The organism is Micromonospora sp. NPDC005237 (assembly GCF_040607775.1).
In the GTDB taxonomy this organism is placed as follows: Bacteria; Actinomycetota; Actinomycetes; order Mycobacteriales; family Micromonosporaceae; genus Micromonospora.
Genome location: NZ_JBEXHJ010000009.1, coordinates 332,301 through 351,990, shown reverse-complemented (window position 1 = coordinate 351,990; position 19,690 = coordinate 332,301). Strand labels below are relative to the sequence as shown.

General features: G+C 67.0%; 15 protein-coding genes. 7 read left to right on the top strand and 8 right to left on the bottom strand.

From position 1 onward, the window contains the following. Positions 1–36 precede the first annotated feature (36 nt). From ABZT87_RS25580 to ABZT87_RS25550, 7 genes are all read right to left on the bottom strand, one after another. Positions 37–714: a DUF6308 family protein gene (locus ABZT87_RS25580; RefSeq protein ID WP_355138670.1), complete on the bottom strand. Its 678-nt coding sequence runs from the start codon at positions 712–714 to the stop codon at positions 37–39. Then, a complete protein-coding gene (locus tag ABZT87_RS25575) occupies positions 711–1,844 on the bottom strand; it encodes a hypothetical protein (RefSeq protein ID WP_355138668.1) in 1,134 nt (377 codons plus the stop codon). Before ABZT87_RS25575 ends, ABZT87_RS25580 begins: the two co-directional genes overlap by 4 nt. 2 nt (positions 1,845–1,846) lie before the next feature. Next, complete coding sequence (locus ABZT87_RS25570) at positions 1,847–3,457, bottom strand: protein kinase (RefSeq protein ID WP_355138666.1); 1,611 nt, start codon at positions 3,455–3,457, stop codon at positions 1,847–1,849. A 38-nt stretch (positions 3,458–3,495) separates the two neighbouring features. After that, a complete protein-coding gene (locus tag ABZT87_RS25565) occupies positions 3,496–5,262 on the bottom strand; it encodes an AAA family ATPase (protein WP_355138664.1) in 1,767 nt (588 codons plus the stop codon). 30 nt (positions 5,263–5,292) lie between these two features. Continuing rightward, the gene (locus tag ABZT87_RS25560; protein WP_355138662.1) at positions 5,293–8,346 is read right to left on the bottom strand and encodes a type I restriction endonuclease; all 3,054 of its coding nucleotides are present in this window, start codon (positions 8,344–8,346) and stop codon (positions 5,293–5,295) included. After that, entirely contained in the window at positions 8,343–9,506 is a 1,164-nt protein-coding gene (locus tag ABZT87_RS25555) for a hypothetical protein (RefSeq protein ID WP_355138660.1), read from the bottom strand. Before ABZT87_RS25555 ends, ABZT87_RS25560 begins: the two co-directional genes overlap by 4 nt. Positions 9,507–9,583: 77 nt before the next feature. Continuing rightward, positions 9,584–11,545, bottom strand: coding sequence for a class I SAM-dependent DNA methyltransferase (locus tag ABZT87_RS25550; RefSeq protein ID WP_355138658.1), 1,962 nt, complete (start codon positions 11,543–11,545; stop codon positions 9,584–9,586). Positions 11,546–11,685: 140 nt separating this feature from the next. Here ABZT87_RS25550 and ABZT87_RS25545 point away from each other — a divergent pair, with 140 nt between their 5' ends. Together ABZT87_RS25545 and ABZT87_RS25540 are read left to right on the top strand one after the other, a co-directional pair. Beyond that, on the top strand, positions 11,686–11,997 hold the full coding sequence (locus ABZT87_RS25545) for a hypothetical protein (protein WP_355138656.1): 312 nt from the start codon (positions 11,686–11,688) through the stop codon (positions 11,995–11,997). After that, the gene (locus tag ABZT87_RS25540) at positions 11,994–12,395 is read left to right on the top strand and encodes a hypothetical protein (protein WP_355138654.1); all 402 of its coding nucleotides are present in this window, start codon (positions 11,994–11,996) and stop codon (positions 12,393–12,395) included. The genes ABZT87_RS25545 and ABZT87_RS25540 overlap by 4 nt, the downstream gene beginning before the upstream one ends. A 2-nt stretch (positions 12,396–12,397) precedes the next feature. On the opposite strand, the gene ABZT87_RS25535 is transcribed toward ABZT87_RS25540, so the two are convergent. After that, positions 12,398–14,320 carry an N-6 DNA methylase gene (locus ABZT87_RS25535; protein ID WP_355138652.1) on the bottom strand — a complete coding sequence of 641 codons (1,923 nt, stop codon included), beginning with the start codon at positions 14,318–14,320 and terminating at the stop codon, positions 12,398–12,400. An 84-nt stretch (positions 14,321–14,404) separates the two neighbouring features. On the opposite strand from ABZT87_RS25535, the gene ABZT87_RS25530 reads away from it, so the two are divergent. From ABZT87_RS25530 to ABZT87_RS25510, 5 genes are all read left to right on the top strand, one after another. Next, positions 14,405–14,965: a DUF4352 domain-containing protein gene (locus ABZT87_RS25530; protein ID WP_355138650.1), complete on the top strand. Its 561-nt coding sequence runs from the start codon at positions 14,405–14,407 to the stop codon at positions 14,963–14,965. Positions 14,966–15,047: 82 nt separating this feature from the next. Further along, positions 15,048–15,779, top strand: a complete 732-nt coding sequence (locus ABZT87_RS25525; RefSeq protein WP_355138648.1) for a hypothetical protein — start codon at positions 15,048–15,050, stop codon at positions 15,777–15,779. A 28-nt stretch (positions 15,780–15,807) separates the two neighbouring features. Continuing rightward, a complete protein-coding gene (locus ABZT87_RS25520) occupies positions 15,808–16,644 on the top strand; it encodes an RNase H family protein (protein ID WP_355138646.1) in 837 nt (278 codons plus the stop codon). 89 nt (positions 16,645–16,733) lie between these two features. Then, positions 16,734–19,184, top strand: a complete 2,451-nt coding sequence (locus tag ABZT87_RS25515; RefSeq protein ID WP_355138644.1) for an AAA family ATPase — start codon at positions 16,734–16,736, stop codon at positions 19,182–19,184. After that, the gene (locus tag ABZT87_RS25510) at positions 19,181–19,588 is read left to right on the top strand and encodes a hypothetical protein (RefSeq protein ID WP_355138642.1); all 408 of its coding nucleotides are present in this window, start codon (positions 19,181–19,183) and stop codon (positions 19,586–19,588) included. Before ABZT87_RS25515 ends, ABZT87_RS25510 begins: the two co-directional genes overlap by 4 nt. Positions 19,589–19,690 lie beyond the last annotated feature (102 nt).

Sequence of the window (19,690 nt, the reverse complement as noted above, 5' to 3'; positions counted from 1 at the left end):
GGCATGCTTCGACCGAGCGCCCACTAGCGGCCGGCTTTAGGGAAGTTGAAGGCCTCGGCATCGGTAGCCGGTGTGCTCGTCGCGGTGACGCATCCAGATCGCCACGTCGAGAACTCTGAGCAAGGTGATGGCGTCCTCAGGCAATCCGGCCCGCCTTCGTAGGTCGAAAAGGCGGCTGGCGAGCGTCGCTTCCTGCTCCGACAGACGACCGTGCAGCCAGCGCCAGAAGTTTCCTCGCGTCCGGAAGGCGCATGCGACGATCTCGTCGTAGACCGGCACGAGCAAGGGCCGCTTGCGGGCGAGTAGTTTCCCGGCCACGACCCAGCCAATGCCGTCCGCATTCCGCAGCAACCGCCAAGCCCGGTCGGCTCGTCCCCCTTTCTCGATGTAGGAAGTCGCCTCAGGGCGCCCAAGAGGGACATTCGTGTGTACCTCACGCAGCTCGGCCGTTACGGCCTTCCCCAGCGCCCCTTGCAAGAGATCGAGAGAGGTATGCGGCGGCACTCGAACGCTGAGCAGTTCGACTGCGACCAGGTCCTCCGCGGTGATGACGTCCCGGGTTTCCGGCCGGTCGCCGCCACCCCCGAGCCGTTCGAACTGTCCGCCGGTGAACGGCGAATGACCAGCGACCCCGAAGTACCGGCGCAAATCGTTGACAGATTGCGGCTCGTCCAGGACTGTGAGAACCTGCGCGAGGGTGAGTGGCGGTCTCACGCCTCCCCCTCGGTTGCCACACGGCGTCGGATCTCCTTGAGGGTCACCATGTCACCGGCTCGGGCATCCTCTGCCGACCAGAAGTCGAGCCCATCGGTGGCCCGCCGGGTCGCGGTGATCGACGACCCATACACGTCGATCTTCACCGCCTCCCCAGCCGCGCTCGGGGATCCGAGAACCCGGCCTTCGTAGCGGATGCTGCCGTCAATGAGTACCTCGGCGACGTACTGCTTGCCCAGATACTTCCCGTATAGCTTGCTGCCCGGACGCAACCTCCCAGCCCTGATCAGGTCGATCACCTTAAGCGCGCGTTCTGCGCCGGTCACCGGCCGCTTGGGCGGACGCCCCTTGGCCGAACCGAGTGGCGTCAGCTGTTGAGGCACAGTAGGGGTGGCCGGTGGACGCACGACGTGCACCGGTTCAGTTACGGGGACAGGACTGACTTTGGTCGGTGCAGCGGACGACGGAAAATCGAAGGTGGCACGGGCTCGGATGAGACTGGACCGGACCTCGTCCCTGGTAAGCCTGGACAGGCGCCGATCGAGCATCGCCACCAGCTCCGCCGCAGGCTCCCCGTCACCGAAAAGTTCGAGCAACTCCCCGTGGACCTGGCGATCGACGAAGTAGCCCTTCCACAACTCCTCAATCCGGTTGTCACGCATGTTGCCCTTGCTGAGCAGCGACAGCAGGTCTACCGCATCGTCGAGGCCCTCCTCGATACGGACCGCGCGGAACAGCTTGTGCTCGATGGGCACTGGCGCGTGGGCGTTGTAGATCCGCCACTCGGCGCCGTCGGTCAGCGCCACCCACTCGACGCCGGCAACCGCGGCATAACTGATGGTCTGGTTGGCCCACCGCGGATCGTCGAGGTTCTCCCCGAGGCCCTTCGCTTCGATGAACAGGCGTGGTGTACGCAGCAGGAGGAGGGCATAGTCGACCGGGTTGTCGGGACCGCGTCGACGATACTCACGGTGCACCTCGTCTGGGTCAAACAGGTCCCAGCCGAGCGCTCCGATGACTGGTTCAATCAGCCCGGCCTTGGTGTTTTGCTCACCAATGCGCTGGTGTTGACGGCGGAATCGCGCCACCCGTTCGACGCACTGCTTCAGCGCGTCTTCCAGCTCCAACATGCTCATCGCCCCTCACGCCGTCGGTTCGTCTCATCGGTCGCGTTCTCGCCGAGTCGATCGAGGTGCACCAGCAATGTCTCGATTTCCACCGCCGCTGGCGACTGCGACCCATACAGCGCGCTGACGTCTCGAAGCAGATCCGTGAGGTGGCGACGAGCCCCGGTCACGTCACCGACCCCAGCAGCGAGCATGGCGACCTGCTGCCGCAGTGAAAACAGCTCAGGCGACTCAGGCGACAGCGCACGCTGCTCTTCGGCGAGCAGCGAACGCAGCTCGTCCAAGGCTGTGGTCGCCTCGCCCAACTCCGCCTGGCACACCGCAGCCTGCTGCCGGCACTGCCAGATCAGCTCCTGGTCGGGCACCGGGCGGGTCGCCAGGTCCGGAATGAGTCGCTGGAACTCGGGCAGGGCCTGCCGGAACGCGCCGGCGAGGACGTACAGGTTGGCCAGGTGGAGCCGCAGCTCCAGGATCCTCGGCTGCCTGGCGCCGTGCCCCTTCCTGACCGGCCGCAGGGCCGTCTCCAGCAGCTCGGCGGCCTGGGTGAACCGCTCCTCCTCGGCCAGGTCCCAGGCCCGCTCCGCGACCTCACTCAGCTCATCGATGGAGAGGGCCTCGACGACCTCCGGAGCGTTGCGGGGCCGCACGACGTCCACCCTGGTGGGTGCCAGTGGCACAGGTGGCGGCAACGGCCCGAACGGGTACCGGTACGGCATCGTGGGGTCCACCGGTTCACCGCCCGCGACGGTCAGCGCCAGGTCGGCGGCCAGCTCACGCTCTACTGCCCCGAGGGGAGCCAGTAGCTCATACACCTCCGTGGCTGATCCCGGACGGTGCTGCGGGTCTTTGGCGAGTAGTTGCGCGACGAGCCGCACCAGCTCGTCGGGCACGCCCCCGCGGTGGTCCGCAACGGAGGGCACCGGGTCATTCATGTGCCGGTGCAGCATGCCGAGCGGACTGTCGGACCGGTAAGGCGGGTTGCCGGTCAGCAGCTCGAACAGCACACAGCCGAGCGCGTACAGGTCTGCTCTCGGACCCACCGTGCTGCTCAACGCCTGCTCGGGCGCCATGTATGTAGGCGTGCCGAGGGTGTGCCCGGTGGCGGTCAGTCGCGGAACGTCAGCCGGTCCGAGGAGCGCGGCCACGCCGAAGTCGAGGACCTTGACCGCGCCGGTCGGCGTGAGCATGAGGTTCTGCGGCTTGAGGTCGCGGTGCACCAGCGAGGCGGCGTGGGCCGCCGCCAGCACGGAGCAGATCTGCGCACCGATCGCCGCCGCCCACGGCACGGAAAGCCATCCCCGCTCGGCAATGAGATCAGCGACGAGTATGCCCGGCACCAGCTGCATGACGATGTAGATGTCGTCGTCCTGAACCCCGACGTCATGAACGCTGGGCACGCCCGGATGGTCGAGGCGGGCGGTGACTCGCGCTTCCCGGATGAAGCGTTCGACCGCGTTCTCCCGCTCGCTCTCTGGGATGAAGAGCTTGCGGAGGAACTTGATGGCGACCGGCCGGTCGAGCTTCTCGTCGAAGCCGGCCCAGACCTCGCCCATACCGCCGTGGCCGACCGGGTACGTCAGTTCGTACCGTTCAGCGACACGCTCCTGCGCCCGCATCTAACCCCCCATCCCGCAAACCACCGAGTCCAGAGCCGCTATATAAGCGTAAGCTCAAGCCGCGCAATAAATTCTCTGGCCTCAACTGGCACCTCGCTCGGGAGAATGGCTTTGGCTAAACTATGAGCGTTGACGCTCCTGCCGCCCAGCGAGGGCAATCGCTGATTTAGCTGCCTAATGAACCGCTTCCCGCTCAACATATCGATATGCCCTCCGCTTCCCCAAACGGAGTTAAAGTCAGCGAGGGTGTCGCGAGCAATGGTAGTCGGATCCATGCCTCTTGGCGCATCTTTTTGCCGACGCCCCAACCAAGACCAGAGAGTCTCATCTTTGAGCACCCCAGCTACTTCATCAGCCAACTTCTGCGCCACTCCTTCATCTATCCCAGCCACACGAGCCAGACAGCGTACGTCAAGCAGATAGTTCTCGATCTCCTTACGCTTCCACACATGAGCGCCCGCACCGTCGACAGATATCTGGGATACAACCTCCGCGACCGCCGCATCACTTCGATAATCCCTATCAAGCAGAACGGTAATGACAGGTCCACTGCCCACCATCCTCAGAACGCGCGCGAAACCAGAAACGGAAGACCAGCCGCTAAATCCGCCAATTGATATCGTTGCAAGACCCTGCTCGTTGGCAACTCTTACAGCATTCAAACGCATGGCCAAGAGCCGCAGAAGGGACAAGTCCTGCCCTTCGACGAACAGTACTGACTTCCTGGTAAGCGCGCGAGCCAGGCCAAGTTGGAGGCCGCTTCCCACCTGGCCGGCGTATTCGGCCATCGCTCCATCGCCGTTGAATCGGGTCCCGCCTCCTACGGCACGATCGACCGCGATAGCCGATTCAGGACCCAACTCGTTCAGAACCTCCACACTGTGCGTGGCAATGATGATCTGCTTGCCCGCGTTTCGGGCTACTGATACCAGGCGTCGCTGCAAGTCAGGGTGAAGATAGACGTCCGGCTCATCTAAGACGAGGCAGTCCTTTTCACGCTCACGCCAGAGGTGGAACATGACCTGAAGCCAAACTTGCAGCCCGTCTCCGGCCCACGTGAGCTCGCGCTCTTTTCCAGAGATGGACTCACGAAAATAGAGATCCAGGTAGTCTTCCCCCCTGTCAAGCGAAGTCCGTTCCATCCTCAAGTCGGATATTTCTGGCGTATGGGCCTTGACGAAGGAAAGAAGATTTTCCCACTGACCGTCGAACCCTTCGTAGACATGCCACATCTGATTTCTGAAATGACTGCTAGCCAGGCGAGTCGTGTAGTTCGATCTAACGGTTCTGGTGGAAACGAGCCGCTCACGGCCTTCGACGGGCGTCAAGGTGGGTACAACACCGATAGCAGGGAAGTAATCTCTGGCAAGGCGAGTCCCGCGGACAGAGGTGGCCGGAGGGGCCTCCAGCCTGAAGAAACCACGATCGGGCGTCGGCTCCCCCGAATCAGGCCATTCCACTCTGATAGCGCCACCGTTGTCGAACGAAACTTCGAGGTGCGCTTCTTCACTGAGGAACTCATGATAGACGTTCTCAACATTGAAGCAAGCCTGATCGATGGCCGTTTCTGTTATCGTATAGTCCCAGAAGCGGTCGGACGCGCGAGCTGTGGGGTCGCCCGGATTTCTGCGCCGGGCGTGATCCAACAAAGAGGCACAGAGCCGTAGAGCTCCGATTATCGTACTCTTTCCCGCATTATTAGGTCCAACCAGAATGCTAACATCGTCATTGAACGTCAAGCGGTAATGCTTGAATCCCTTGAAAGCCCCTAACTCGATCTGCTTAATCACAAGCACCTCCCGCATCCAGGAATTCGTTCACCGTCGCAGCTTCGCCTAGGCGATGCCCTTGCGCCGGCGGATCATCTGGTACGCCTGCCGACGTGCGAACTGGTTGAGCTGCGACCGCAGGCTCTCGTCGTCGAGGTAGCGCTGCATCAGCTTGCCGTTGTCGTCATGGCGGGACAGGATCACGTCCTCGATGCGCTTGTCGCAGACAACACCGAAGTTGCTCTCGTCGTTGACCATCGCGGCGGCTTCGAGGGTGCCGTCCTCGGCGAGGGCGACGATCTGCTGCTCGACCCAGACCTTGTCCGACTCGCCCAGACCGATGCCGAACCGGTCGTTGAACGCGTCGATCAGCTCGGAGAGCACGACCTTCTCCAGGTCGCGCTGCCCGCCCGCTGCCCCGCCGAGGAAGCCGGGCAGCATCTGCTCGCCCTCGGGTGACAGGGACGCGTCGTGCTCGCCCGTCTTGCTGACCCGCAGGTGGGTCAGCTGCACCTCACCGATGTCAACGGACGGGTCCTGCCGGCGGGGTAGCCGGTTGAGCAGCGCCCGCCCGTACAGGTAGAGCCGTTCCAGGTCCTCGTCGTGGTAGGGAACGACCTGACTGAGGAACGCGTACATCCGGGTGTAGTCGCGCAGCGCGGACCGGAAGGTGTCTGCGGCCTCTGGGTCGTCAGCGGCCAAGGCGTTGATGCGCTGGACGGCCGGCTCGGTAAAGCGGTAGAGAGCGCCGTGAGCTCGCTGAAGTGCGGTGTCACTGGTTGCCTTCTGCTCGGCGGCGAGCAAAGCGTCGACGTAAGCCTGCATCTCCGAGTTGACCAGGACCGGGTAGGCCGTCACCGCATTTTGGGCCGTGTAGAGCAGGTTGGGGTCGGTGGGGGTGGTGGCGGCGGTCTCAAAGTACGGCTTGAAGTGCTCGGCAATGTCGCCGGCCTCGTTGACGAAGTCGAGGACGAAGACATCACCCTGGGCCTTGAGCGGGTGGGTGCGGTTGAGCCGGGACAGGGTCTGCACGGCGGCGACGTTCTTGAGGAGCTTGTCGACGTACATGGTGGTGAGCAGCGGCTGATCGAAGCCGGTCTGGTACTTCTCGGCGACGACCAGGATCCGGTACTCGGTGGGCTGCTTGGCCTTCGGCGTGCCAGCGTGCTTGTCATCGGCGGCGGTGTAGGCGAACCGCTCGGGCAGCTCGCCCTCGCTGAAGCCGTTGCTCCGCGCCTCGGTGTGCTCGACGCCGTCGACCTCCAGGTCGCCGGAGAAGGCGACCAGGGAGTCGCAGCCGACGTAGTCCTGCATCTCGACGTACTTCTTGATGGCGGTGTGCAGTCGGACAGCAGCCTCGCGAGAGCTGGTGACCACCATGGCCTTGGCGCGGTTACCCAGACGCGGCGCGGTGTGCTTGCGGAAGTGCTCGACGATGATTTCGGCCTTCTGCGCCTGCATCGTGGGGTGCAGGCTGGCGAAGCGGGCGAGCTGAGCGCCGGCCTTCTTCGGGTCGACCTCCGGGTCGTCGGGGTTGGCGTTGGCCAGCTTCCAGTACGACTTGTAGGTCAGGTAATTCCGCAGCACGTCGAGGATGAAGCCCTCGTCGATGGCCTGCCGCATGGAGTACGTGTGGAACGGCTGCGGGTTGCCGGTGACCGGGTGCGGCGTGCCGAACAGTTCGAGGGTCTTCGGCTTGGGGGTGGCGGTGAACGCGAAGTACGACAACGTCTCGTGCCGGCCACGGGCCAACGCCGAAGCGGTGAGCAGGTCACCTGACTCGTCCACGTCGTCGCTGCCGAGCTTCAGCAGCACCTTCTTCAACGCGGCGGCCGAATCACCGGACTGCGACGAGTGCGCCTCGTCGACGATGACCGCGAACTGCTTACCACGCAGCCCCTGCACCTGGTTGAGGATGTAGGGGAATTTCTGCATGGTTGTGATGACTACCTTGGCCGTCTCGCCCTGAAGTGCGGCGGCGAGCTGGGCGGAATCCTTGTCGATTCGCTGCACCACGCCGGGCACGTGCTCGAACTGGAAGACGGTGTCCTGCAACTGCCTGTCCAGCACCACCCGGTCTGTGATGATGATGACCTTGTCGAAGACCGGCTCGTTGGGGTGCAGCCCCTTGGCTCGGGCGTCGTCATCGAGCGCGGGCGCGGTGTGCAGGCTGGAGAGTCGGTGCGCCAACCAGGCGATGGTGTTCGACTTGCCCGACCCGGCCGAGTGCATGACCAAGTAGTTGTGTCCGGAGCCGTTGCGGGCGGCGTGGTCGGTGAGCTGCGTGACCGCGTGCCACTGGTGGTAGCGCGGGAAGATCAGCGCCTTGGATTCCTTGTCGGTGTGCAGGAACCGCCGGGCCAGGTCCATCCAGGTGTCCGGGTGCCAGATCTGCTCCCAAAGGTAGGAGCTGCGATAGCCCGACGGCCCCGCCGGCGGGTTGCCGGCACCGCCGGAGGCGCCCGGCCCGTCGGAGCCGGTGTTGAAGGGCAGGAACCGAGTTTTGTCGCCGGCCAGCTTCGTCGTGACGAAGACCAGGTCGGGATCCACGGCGAAGTGCACGAGGATACGCCTCGCGAAGAGCAGTTCCTTCGGGTCGCGGGTCTCCCGGTACTGCTTCTTGGCGTCCTCGACGGTCTGGCCGGTGAGCGGGTTTTTAAGCTCGGCCGTGGCGAGGGGGATGCCGTTGACGAAGAGCACCAGGTCGAGGGTGTTGTTGTTGCTGGTCGAGTAGGCGAGTTGGCGGGTGACGGTGAGGCGGTTGGCACGGTAGAGCTTAAGCGCGTCGTCGGTGATGGCGTGCGCGGGCTTGAAGTAGGCGAGCCGGATCAGGACACCCTTGTCCTTGACGCCTCGGCGAAGGACGTCGAGGGGGCCGCGCTCGTCGATCTGCTTCGCGAGGTACTGCGCGAAGTGGCGCTGCGCCTCGGGCTGTCCACCGTGGTAGGCGCACAGCTTTTCCCAGTCCAGCTTCTGGGTAGCACCAATGAAGATGAACAGTCCCGACGTGTCGAGCCCGAGCTGCCGGTTGTAGTGGGCCGGGTTGCCGGCTAACCAGCCCGAGCCGAGCAGCGAGCCCTCGATCGCCGCCTCGAACGGCTGCTCCTCATGCACGCTCATGCCTCCACCCCCCGCGCCGTCGTCACGTCGATCTGTCCAGTAACTGCCTCAGTGATAAGTGCCTGGCGTCGCTCCGACAGCAAGCGCACGTGCCTGCTGATGAAGTTAATCAGGCCGTCCATCCACTCGTACTGAGCCTCGATAGCCACCGTCAGTTTCCGCTGGGCGGTTGGCGATGGTACCGGCAGACGGAGCTCTCGGATTAGTCCGAGTGGGAGCCCAGGCTGCGCAGCGAAATTAACAGAAACTCGCATTTGGTCTTGAAGAATGGTAGACCGGAGCGCATACATCAACCACTCGGGCGTGAGGCTCGGCCCGGTACGCAACAGCGCAATATTTCTGTCAAGCACAGCCCTGGGAAAGCCGACAGGAACAACCGCAGATGCACCGATCGTGCCCTTGACTGTCAATAGCACATCGCCCGGCACCATGGCCAACGACCGCTCCATCTCACGAGCGTCGGCATCAGAGACGTGGGTATCTGATTCGGTAAGTCGAAGAACACCGGATGATACGTTTCGAGCAGTAAGTAGAGGCACACCGGCGTCCACGCGGGGCGGTGGCTGGTGAGAGCCGTCCCGCAACACTCTCAAGGCCCGGAAGAGCTTGTAATCTGCCGGACCGGCCTGCCGCATAGCATCGTCCACAACAGTCGTCCGGCGGGCAGCAAGCAACTCTTCTTGCCGCTGGCGTTGACGGATCAGCTCGTCATACCGGCCCCCCTGCTCATCGAGAAAGCTGGCGATCCGCCGTTGCTCATCAATTGGCGGCAGTACGAGCGGAACTTTCCTGAACTCGTCGAACGGAAGATCCCACTGGTTCGGCCGAATACCTTTCGACAAGCACTGATAGAGGTGAACGTAAGGCGCAGAGCGAAGCAGGTAGTGAGCGAAGCGTGGGTGGACGTCTTGCGAGAGGCTACACACGATGTATGCCGGGCTTACTATCCCCTCGAATTCTGATACCGCCAAAGACCCCTGCCAGGTCTTCATTTTATTAAGAACCAGATTTCCCGGCCGGACAAAGCGATAGGCCGTCAGGTCATCGCTGGGTTTATTGAAGTTATCCTCCCGGCTACTTTTCGGCACGACACCGTGTTCTCTGTATACGGAGAGGAGCTGCGCCTCAGGACGGTTCGTTACATCCAGTCTTCTCGCCACAGCCCATAGCGGCTTTCGTGACCAATGCGGAGGGACGGCGTCGAAGACGGACGCATCTACTGCATATGCACTCGCAGTCACTCCGTCACCTCTGCAAGCAAATGCTGGATCTTTGCCTCAAGTGCTCTGATCTCTGAATCGATCTCGTTCAGGGGACGCGGAGGCTGGTAGGCATAGAAGTGACGCGTGAAGGGAATCTCGTACCCAATCTTGGTCTTGGTCTCGTCGATCCAGGCATCGGGAACGTGCGGGAGCACCTCCCGCTTGAGGTAGTGGTGGATGTCCTCGTCGAGCGGGACGTTCTCGTTGTCGCGCAGGTCGGCGTCCGGCAGCGGCTTGCCCTTGCGGTCGGTCTGCGCCTCCCCCTCCGGGTCGCTGATCGAGAACGCCTCCCACACCGCCTTCTCCGCCGCCGCCGGCAGTTTCCCCAGCTTCGCGAGCTGCATCGCGAACTCAGCCCGGCGCGCCGACCTCAGCCCTAGCAGCTCTTTCGCCGACGCCAGCAGCGTTTCGCACTCGGCGTATTTCACAATCGCCCGCGCCTCGGCGAGCAGCGCAATCCTCTCCTCGGTGACCTCGTAGCGCAGCCGCAGGGGACGCTCCACGGTAATCCGCTGGTAGCCGAAGTCGGAGGTCTTAAAGACCTTCACCTTGGGGTGATGGGGATGCTCGGGGTCGTCCGCGATGGACAACGCGCCGACGTAGGCCCGGGCTAGCTCGGCGATCTGATCGTCGGTGATCTGCTTGCGCTTCTCCCCCAGGCTCTTGCGCATCTTGGCCCAATGGTCGCGGCCGTCGAGCAGCACGACCTTACGCCGGCGGGCCGGATCCTTCCGATTGGTGAGGATCCAGAAGTACGTGGAGATGCCGGTGTTGTAAAAAAGTTGGTCGGGCAGCGCGACGATGCCCTCCAAGAGGTCGTTTTCCAGGATCCAGCGGCGAATCTCCGACTCACCGGAGCCGGCGCCGCCGGTGAAAAGCGGCGAGCCGTTGAAGACAATCGCCAATCGGCTACCGCCATCCTCGGGGCGCTTCATCTTCGAGATCATGTGCTGGAGGAAGAGCAGCGAGCCGTCGTTGATCCGGGGTAGCCCGGCGCCGAAGCGGCCGGCGTGGCCGCGGGCCGCCTCGGCCTTGACGAGCTTCTCGACCTTCTTCCACTCCACGCCGAACGGTGGATTGGCGAGCATGTAGTCGAAGCGCTCGGCTTCGTGGCCGTCCTGGCTGAACGAGTTGCCGAAGGCGATCTTCGTCGGGTCGCCGCCCTTGAGCATCATGTCGGAGCGGCAGATCGCGTACGTCTCGCCGTTGAGCTCCTGCCCGTACACCTCGACGGTGGCGTGCGGGTTGTGCTCCTGGATGTGGTCCTGGGCCTCGCTGAGCATGCCGCCGGTGCCGCAGGCCGGGTCGTAGACCTTGCGGACGATGCCTGGGGTGACCAGGTCGTCCTCGTCGGGAGCGAGCAACAGGTTCACCATCAGCTTGATGACCTCGCGCGGGGTGAAGTGCTCACCCGCGGTCTCGTTGCTGATTTCGGAGAAGCGGCGAATCAGCTCCTCGAAGACGTAGCCCATCTGGTGGTTGGAGACCACATTCGGGTGCAGGTCGATGTCGGCGAACTTGGCGACCACCTGATAGAGCAGACCGGCCTCGGCGAGGCGGCTGATCTGGGTGTCGAAGCCGTACTTCTCCAGCACGTCGACCGCGCCGGGCGAGAAGCCGCCGATGTAGGCGCGCAGATTCAGCGCCACGTTGTCCTGGTCGCCGAGCAGTTTGCGGAAGGACATCTCGCTGGTGTTGTAGAACGACAGGCCGGCGGCCTTGCGCAGCACCGGGTCCATGTTCTGCACGCCCAGGTCCTTGAGCTGCGCGTGCCGCGCGAGCACCGCGTCCTTCGTCGGTTCCAGCACGCAGTCGAGCCGGCGCAGCACGGTCAGCGGGAGGATCACCCGGCCGTACTCGGACTGCTTGTAGTCGCCGCGGAGCAGGTCGGCGACCGACCAGATGAAGTTCGCGAGCTCTTGGTGCTTGTTACTCACCAGGTTCCTTTCGATTGCCTTAAGTCAGGAGTATTGCTGCTGGCCGGCGTTGTCGGGGTCCCCCACTCGGTGGAGATGATCAACCGAGTGTCAGCGGGTCGTCGCTGACGGAGGATTCATACTTCGCTAGGCTCGCGAGTATGAGTCGGCGTGTGACGATCTCCGTCCCTGATGACGTGGCCGAGCAGCTGGATGCCCTCCCGGCCCGCCAGGTTTCCGCGTATGTCACTGAGGCGCTGCGCCGCCGTCGGATATCCGACGACATGCGGGCCGCTCTGCGGACGGCCGGGCACGGCGAGTTCCCGTACGACCCGGAGGGCGCGGCGCGACGGCTGGCCGCCCGCCAGGTGACACCGGAGATGCGCGAGGCGGCGATCGCCCGGGTGGCGGAGCTGTTGGAGCGTCCGGTCGACGAGGTCCGTGCCGACTTCGACCGGCCGAGTGCGGCGTGAGCGCACCGGTCTACGTGCTCGACACCGGTGCCCTGATGGCGTACGCCCAGGGCGTCGAGGCCGTCGGTGAGGCGATGGTGGCAGCGGCCGACGCCGATGCGACCGTTGCCGTACCGCTGGTCTGCCTGCTCGAGGCGTACAGCCTGCTCGACCACACCGAGCACGAGTACCTGGCGATGCTGCGTCGCAACCCGGCCGTCCAGGTCCTCACGCCGGCCCTGCACGTCGACCGGGCCGACGACTGCCCGGTGATCGGGGGCATGGCCCGGCAGGCCGGCCGCCTCGGTGCCGGCCACGCGGCGTTCCTCGCGATCAGCAGTGCTGCCGGCCTCATCACGTCTCGGGCTGATCAGGTGCGCAAGGTGCTCGGCGACGACTGGCCCATCGTCGAGGTCTGAGATCACTGCGGGTCGTCCGGGCGGATCGAGCCGCGCGCCAGGCCGTCCGCGGTGAGTTGTGCCAGCTCAGCACCCAGCGACGCGGCCTGCCGGATCGCCGACTCGAACGCGTCGAGACGCCGGAACGCATTTCCGTGCACCCGCTGCTCGTCGACCGACAGCCGCCGCATCTGCGCCCGTCTGATGTCGAACCGCATGGTGCTCGACAGACTCGACGTCTGCTTCTCGTTCGCCGACGTGCGCAGCTGGCCAGCCAGAAACCACGGATCCAGCGCGGACGGGTTGGGTCGTAACAGGTAGAGGTTGCGCCCCAACAACGCCCCCTCTTCGGTGATCACCCGAGGGATGAGCTGCCGCGCGATCACCGGCACCACCACGTCGCCCACAGCGAGGGGGATCTCCTGCCCGAGGCGGTCATCGACCCGCCCGGACGCCGCCACCCCGGCGAGCACGTCCTGAACGGTGAGCACTGGTGGCCCGTCCGGTGCGGGTGTGGACGTGCCGGCGCGAACCGGGCCGATGAGTTGCAGTGCCCCGCTCTTCGCCAGCTCCCCGACCGTGAGGAAGAGACCGTCCGGCCCGTCGGGCGCGAGCGTGACCTCCGGTAGCAACGCCGGTAGCTCACCGACGATGGCGGCCAGCCGCTCTCTGGTGCGTACCAGATGCTCTCCGGAAGCCTCGCTCACGACGGCGGGTTGCCGGCGTGCGGGGGTGAGGTCGACATCCTCGTCGAGCAACTCGATGACCGGGACCGCACGGGCGAACCCGGCCTCCTCGACGTCGCCGTCCGGAGCGGCGGCGAAGGCCCGCCAGGCGGCCAACACGCGTGGGGCAATATCGGCCAGGTCGCCGCTGGCGGCGTCGATCAGCAGCGCCCGCGCCGGTGGCGGCGCGTCCGTCGCAGCGCGTCGCAGCACCCACAGATGCAGCGGTACGCCGTGCGGCGCCGCGACCCCCGGTGGAAGCGCGATGACGGCGCGCAGGTGGCCTCGGCGCAGCAGCTCGCCGCGGATCCGTTTGCCGGCGCGGCGGCTGGCGACGGTGGGTGGCATCAGCAGGACCGCGTGCCCGCCGACCCGCAGGTGGGCTAGGGCGTGCTGTGCCCAGGCCAGTTCGGGTTCGGTACGGGGTGTGGTGCCGACGATCCAGCGGGGGTCGTGGCCGAGTTCCTCGTCGCCCCAGTTGGTGGCGCCGAACGGTGGGTGGCAGACGACGGCGTCGACGGCGCGGCCGGCGAAGGCGTCGGCGCGCAGGGTGTCGCCGGCGCAGACTTCGCCGGGTACGTCGTGCAGCGCCAACCACAGGCCGGCGAGTTTGGCCAGGCCCTCGTCGAGTTCCTGCCCGTACACGGAGGTGCTACCAGCGCGGACGGCGGCTCGCAGGATGGCACCGGAACCGGCGGCCGGGTCGAGGACTGAGCCGCCGCCGACGCGGGCGAGCCCGATCATCAGGTCGGCGAGGTCGTCGGGGGTGGCGAAGGGGCGGCCGGGCCCGGGTGCGGAGAACCGCTGCCACAGCTCGTCGAACGCGCCCTGCGGGCCCAGCTCGTCGGCGAGCGCGTCGACGTCGGGCAGTAGCGGTGCTAGCTGCGCGTCGGGGTTGCCGCTTCGGGAGCCGCGCTGACGGGCCAGCAGGAAAGCGCCGACCGCCGCGAGGCCGGCGGCCGGGGAGTCGCTGGCCGCGGCGAGGTGTCGCCAGAGCCGGTCGGCGGTGGCGAGCTCGGGGAGCTTGCCCTGGGCGCGTAGCCACTGTTCGACCTGGATCAGGTCGAACTCAGGGCTCGCCGTCGTCCCGCCCACCGGGGCGGGGAAGTCGGGGTGCCGTTTACGCCAGTTGCTGACCGCAGCGCGACCGACACCGGCGAGCCGGGCGATCTCCGCTGCCGTGATGGTCGGGTTCTCCTGCACGCCGAAAGTCTCGCACATCTGTCAAGCACGAGATTGTCTGTTGACAGTGTTGTCGGACGATGCTCTCATTGACCCCGCACCGCTCACTTCAGGAGGACAACGATGCGCAAGACCACCACTCTCGCTCTGCTCGCCACCGGCCTCATCGCCCTGGGCTGCGGCTCCGGTGCCGCCGACAAGGCGAGCGACTCCAGCAGCGACACCAAGGCGAGCAGCTCCAACGGCGACGAGGGCGGCGCCAAGGCCGAGGAGAAGCCGGCGAAGACCGCGAAGATTGGCCAGCCGGCCCGCGACGGGAAGTTCGAGTTCACGGTCAAGTCGTCCAAGTGCGGCGTGGCCAAGATCGGCAGCGACGTGCTCGGCGCGAAGGCGCAGGGCCAGTTCTGCCTGGTCACGGTCAACGTGAAGAACATCGGCAAGGAAGCCCAGATGTTCGACGGCAGCAGCCAGAAGGCTTACGCGGCCGACGGCACCGAGTACTCCGCCGACACCGGCGCGGCGATCTACGCGAACAAGAACGCCGAGACGTTCCTCAACGACATCAACCCCGGCAACCAGGTCAACGGCGTCGTGGTCTTCGACATCCCGAAGAACGTCAAGCTCGCCAAGCTCGAGCTGCACGACTCGATGTTCTCCGGCGGCGTCGACGTCACCCTCGGCTGACCTCTCCCCCACCCCCGGGGCGGGCAACCACCGCCCGCCCCGGCTGTTCACAGCCACCTGTTCACAGAAGGAGCCTCTCGCCATGACCGACCCGACCAATCCGACGCCGCCCGACGATTCCACTGGGCCGCCGCAGCCCTCGATATCGCACGTAGCCGGTCCGGCGGCCGAGACCAACCTGGTCGGTGAACCCGGCCCCGCCGCACCGGTGAAGCGGTCCAACGTGCGGGCCTGGGCGGTCGGGGGCATCGCGCTCGCCGTCGCCCTCTGCTGCGGTGGCACTGTCATCGGCGCGTTCAACGGTGACGAATCGAAGGTGACCGTCGGTGCCAGCAGCTCGCCTGTGATTGGTCCCAGCAGCGCCCTGCCGACGACTGTCGCCCCCACTACTGCCGCACCGACCAGCGCTGCCCCCACCAGCGCCGCCCCGAGCCCTACGAAGGCTGCCCCGCCGCCCAAGCCGAAGCCGCCGTCGTATAAGACGCTGACCGAGCGGCAGTGGAAGCTGATCGCCAAGGATCCGGACAGCTACCTGGGGAAGACGTACGTCGTCTACGGGCGGGTCACCCAGTTCGACGCGGCCACCGGCACCGACAGCTTCCGTGCGGACGTCGCCCACCGCCGGATGGCCGAAGAGTACGACTACGAGACCAACACCATCTTGAACGGGTCCGAGTCGGACCTCGACAACCTCGTCGAGGACGACATCTTCCGCGCCAACGTCACGGTGCTCGGCTCCTTCAGCTACGACACCCAGATCGGCGGCGAGACCACGGTCGCGCTGCTCCAGGTCGACTCCATCAAGGTCCTCTGAACCTCCCCCTGAGACGTCAGGAGGCGTCGTGCGCCCCGACGAGTTCCTCCGCGCCCTGACCCAGCTCCCCCCGCCCCTGCACGACCGCATCCTCATACTTCGCCCCTACATCCGCCTGACCCGCTGCGACGACTGCCAGCGCGTCGGTGATGCCGTCCACCTCGCCCTCACCGCCGCTCACTACGACGAGCTGACCTCCGCTGGCGATCTGCTCGACACCGCCGAGCGCCTCGCCGCCGAGCACACCGAACACTCCGGGCACAAGGCCGACTGCTCACCACACCCCAACCAGGAGCCCGGGCGCGGCAGGGTGCTCCGCTGGGCGCAGGCGTCCGGTCCGCTGGTGGCAGCAACCGACGCCAGCTGGAAGGGCCGCGCAGGTGGCATCGGGTACGTGGCCAGCGACGGCCATTACGGTCTGCTCGGACGGGGCACCGGCCGGCTCGACCCGACCGGCAGATCCCGGGTGCTCGTCAACGAACTGCGCGCGGTCGACCATCTGCTCACCGGGTATGACGAGGCGCCAGCGGGCATGACCGTGCTACTCGACAGCCTGACGGCCGTGCGGTACCTGCACCGCTGGCAGGCCGGCGAGACCGATGCGATGCCCGCCGGCTACAGCCTGCGGCAGCGCCGCTGGTCCGATAAGCCGACGCTGGTCCGGCTCGCCGACCAGGTCGCCCACCGCCCCGACCTGACCTTCGCACACGTGAAGGGCCACAGCGGCCACCCACTCAACGAGGCTGCCGACGCGCTGTGCCACATGGCCCGCCGCCGGCGGGAAGAATCCTTCGACCTGCGTCCTCGGGCGCACGCCCTGGTCGACGCGTTCCTGCGCGACTGGCACGCGAACGTCACGCTCTGACCGCGCGACCACGGTAACGCACATCCACCGCTCACCCGGGCGGACCGACGACCCGTCGGTCCGCGGACACCACACGCCTGGAGACGACCATGACCCAGCCTCCCCCGCCCACCACGCCCCTGATCGAGCTGATCTTCGACCGGCTCGCCGCCGCTGACGTACCGACCGAGACCGCCGAGCTGGTCCTCGCCGCCCTCACCAGCGAGGACGACCTGACCGCCGCCCTCGCCGGCACCCCGACCCGGCTCGACACCCGCCTCCCTACCGACGACGGTCCGGCGGAGCGGATCTGGCTGAAGTCGGTGACCGTCGCCGGCTTCCGGGGCGTCGGCCCGGAACGGACCCTCCAGGTCGACCCCGGTCCGGGCCTCACCCTGGTCGTGGGCCGCAACGGCTCCGGCAAGTCCAGCTTCGCCGAGGCCGTCGAACTCGCCCTGACCGGTGACAGCGCCCGGTGGGCCGACAAGACCAGCGTCTGGCGTACGGGATGGCGCAACCTGCACAACCCGGACCCGTGCTGGGTCGACGTCGAGCTGCGGGTCGACGGGGTGCCCACGCCGACCCGGGTGAACCGTGCCTGGCCGGTCGGGGCCGAACTGGCCGACGCGGAGGTGACCGTCACCAGCGCCCAGGGTCGGCACCCGGGCCTCTCCGAGCTGGGTCTGGCCCGCCCGTTGGAGCTGTACCGGCCGTTCCTCACCGCCGCCGAGCTGGGCAAGCTCGCCGCTGGCACGCAGAGCCAGCTCTTCGACGCGCTCTTCGCGATCCTCGGCCTGGACGCGCTCACCGACGCCGACCAGCGTCTGCTGCGCGCCGCCCGGCCGCACGACACCACCATCAAGGAGGTACGCGCACAGCGCACCGCCCTGGCCGACGCGCTTGCGGGGATCGCCGACGATCGGGCTCGGCGGACCGCCGTTCTGCTGCGTGGCCGGGGCTCGGTCGACCTCGCGGCGGTGACGGCGATCCTCGACGAGCCGGACGAGGCGACCGCCGACCGGGAGGTGCTGCTCTGCCGGGAGCTCGCCGCCCTCGCCCCGCCGCCGGTCGACGAGGTGACCCGGCTGGCCGGTCAGCTGCGGGAGGCGGCGGCGGAGGCGCTGCGCTACGACGGTGGCCGGTCCCGGGCCGCGCTGCGCAGCGCCGAGCTGCTCCGCCTCGCCCTCGAACACCACGACGACGAGGGCGACGGGTCGTGCCCGGTGTGCGCCACCGGCACCCTGGACGGCGGGTGGCGTGCCGCGGCCGCGCAGTCGCTCACCGAGCTTCGGCAGCGCAGCGTCGCCGCCCAGACGGCGACGACCCGGTTGACGGCTCTGCTGCGGCAGGCGCACCACCTGATCGACGACCTCGCGGTGCCCGAGGGCTCGGAGTCCGAGCCGACGGTCGGGGCACTGCGTGACGCCGTGGCCGCGCTGCGGCGCGTACCCGGGGAGCCGGCCGAACTGGCCGACCACCTGGCCGCGCGGTACCCGGCGGTGGTGACCGCGGCGGACGCGGCCCGCGCGTACGCCGAAGGGTTCCTGCGGCAGCGCGACACCGGTTGGCGGGCCGCGGCGGCCGACGTGCGCGAGTGGGTGGCCGCCGCCGACGGGCTGCCGGCGCGGGAGGCAGCCCTGACCCGGTTGAAGGCCGCGCGCGCGTGGCTGAAGGACGCCGGTACGCAGATCCGCAACGAGCGGGTCGCGCCGTTCGCGGAGCACTCCCAGCAGATCTGGGCGCAGCTGCGGCAGGAGAGCAACGTCGAGTTGGGTGCGATGACGCTGGAAGGCGCGAACACCCGACGGCGGGTGGTCTTCCCGGTCAGCGTGGACGGCGCCGACAACGGCACGGCCCTCGGGGTGATGAGCCAGGGTGAGATGCAGGCGCTCGGGTTGGCGACCTTCCTGCCGCGTAGCTGCGCCCCGGAGAGCCCGTTCCGGTTCATCGTGGTCGACGACCCGGTGCAGAGCATGGACCCGTCGAAGGTGGACGGGCTCGCCCGGGTGCTGGCCGCGCTGGCCGAGCAGCGGCAGGTGGTGGTCTTCACCCACGACACGCGCTTGCCGGACGCGGTGCGCCGGCTCGACATCGGCAAGGCACGAATCATCGAGGTGACCCGGGCGGAGAAGTCGGTGGTGACGCTGCGGCCCGGCTCCGACCCGGTGACCCGCTACCTGGACGACGCGTACGCGTTGTCGCGGAACGAGGAGATCCCCGCCGAGGTGCGCGGGCCAGTGGTCGCCGAGCTGTGCCGCTCGGCGGTGGAGGCTGCCTGCCACCGGACGGTCTGGCGGACCCGGGTGGTGCGGGGTGTTCCGCACGCCGACATCGAGGCGGCCATCGTGGACGCGTCGCGTCGGCTGGCCACCATCGTCGCGATGGCGGCGTTCGACGATGCCGAGAAGGGCGGCGAGGTGCTCGGCTGGCTCGGCCGCCGGCACGGAAGACGTGCGGTGAACGCGTACCAGGCGTGCCGGGAGGGCGTCCACGGTGCGTACCTGGCGGACCTGCCCGGCCTGGTCGCGGACGCCCGCCTCCTCGCGGCGGCGCTGTCGTGACCGCGCCGACGCCGCAGCGCTGCCTGGCGGCGGCCGACCAGTTGTTGCGCGGGTCCGGTCTGCTCGGTGCCGCGGCGGTCAGCGCCGGTTGGTGGCCTCGGGCCTGCGCCTGCCTGATCCGGCTCGCCCTGGAGGGCGGCGTCGACGGCTACTGGCAGCGGGTCAAGCCGGCCGTGGCGGTATGCCCGCAGGGCCGCGCGAAGCAGTTGATGCTGCGTGGCCGACTCGGGCCGGGCACTGAAACCGCCCGCCGGGTGGCGTTCGCCTGGGCGACGCTCTCCACCGCCACGCACCACCACTGCTATGAGCTGGCCCCGACGGCGGCGGAGCTGCGACGCCTGCACACCGAGGTGAGCACCCTGCTCACGCACCTCCAACCGACCGCCAGCACCACGAACCAATAGTTGCCCGTCGCCGTGGCGCTGCGGCCCCGCCCGCCCACACTCGGTCTGTTCGGCCACTCGCCTCTGGACTGCTATGCGTGATGAGGTGGCGCTCCAGCTGAG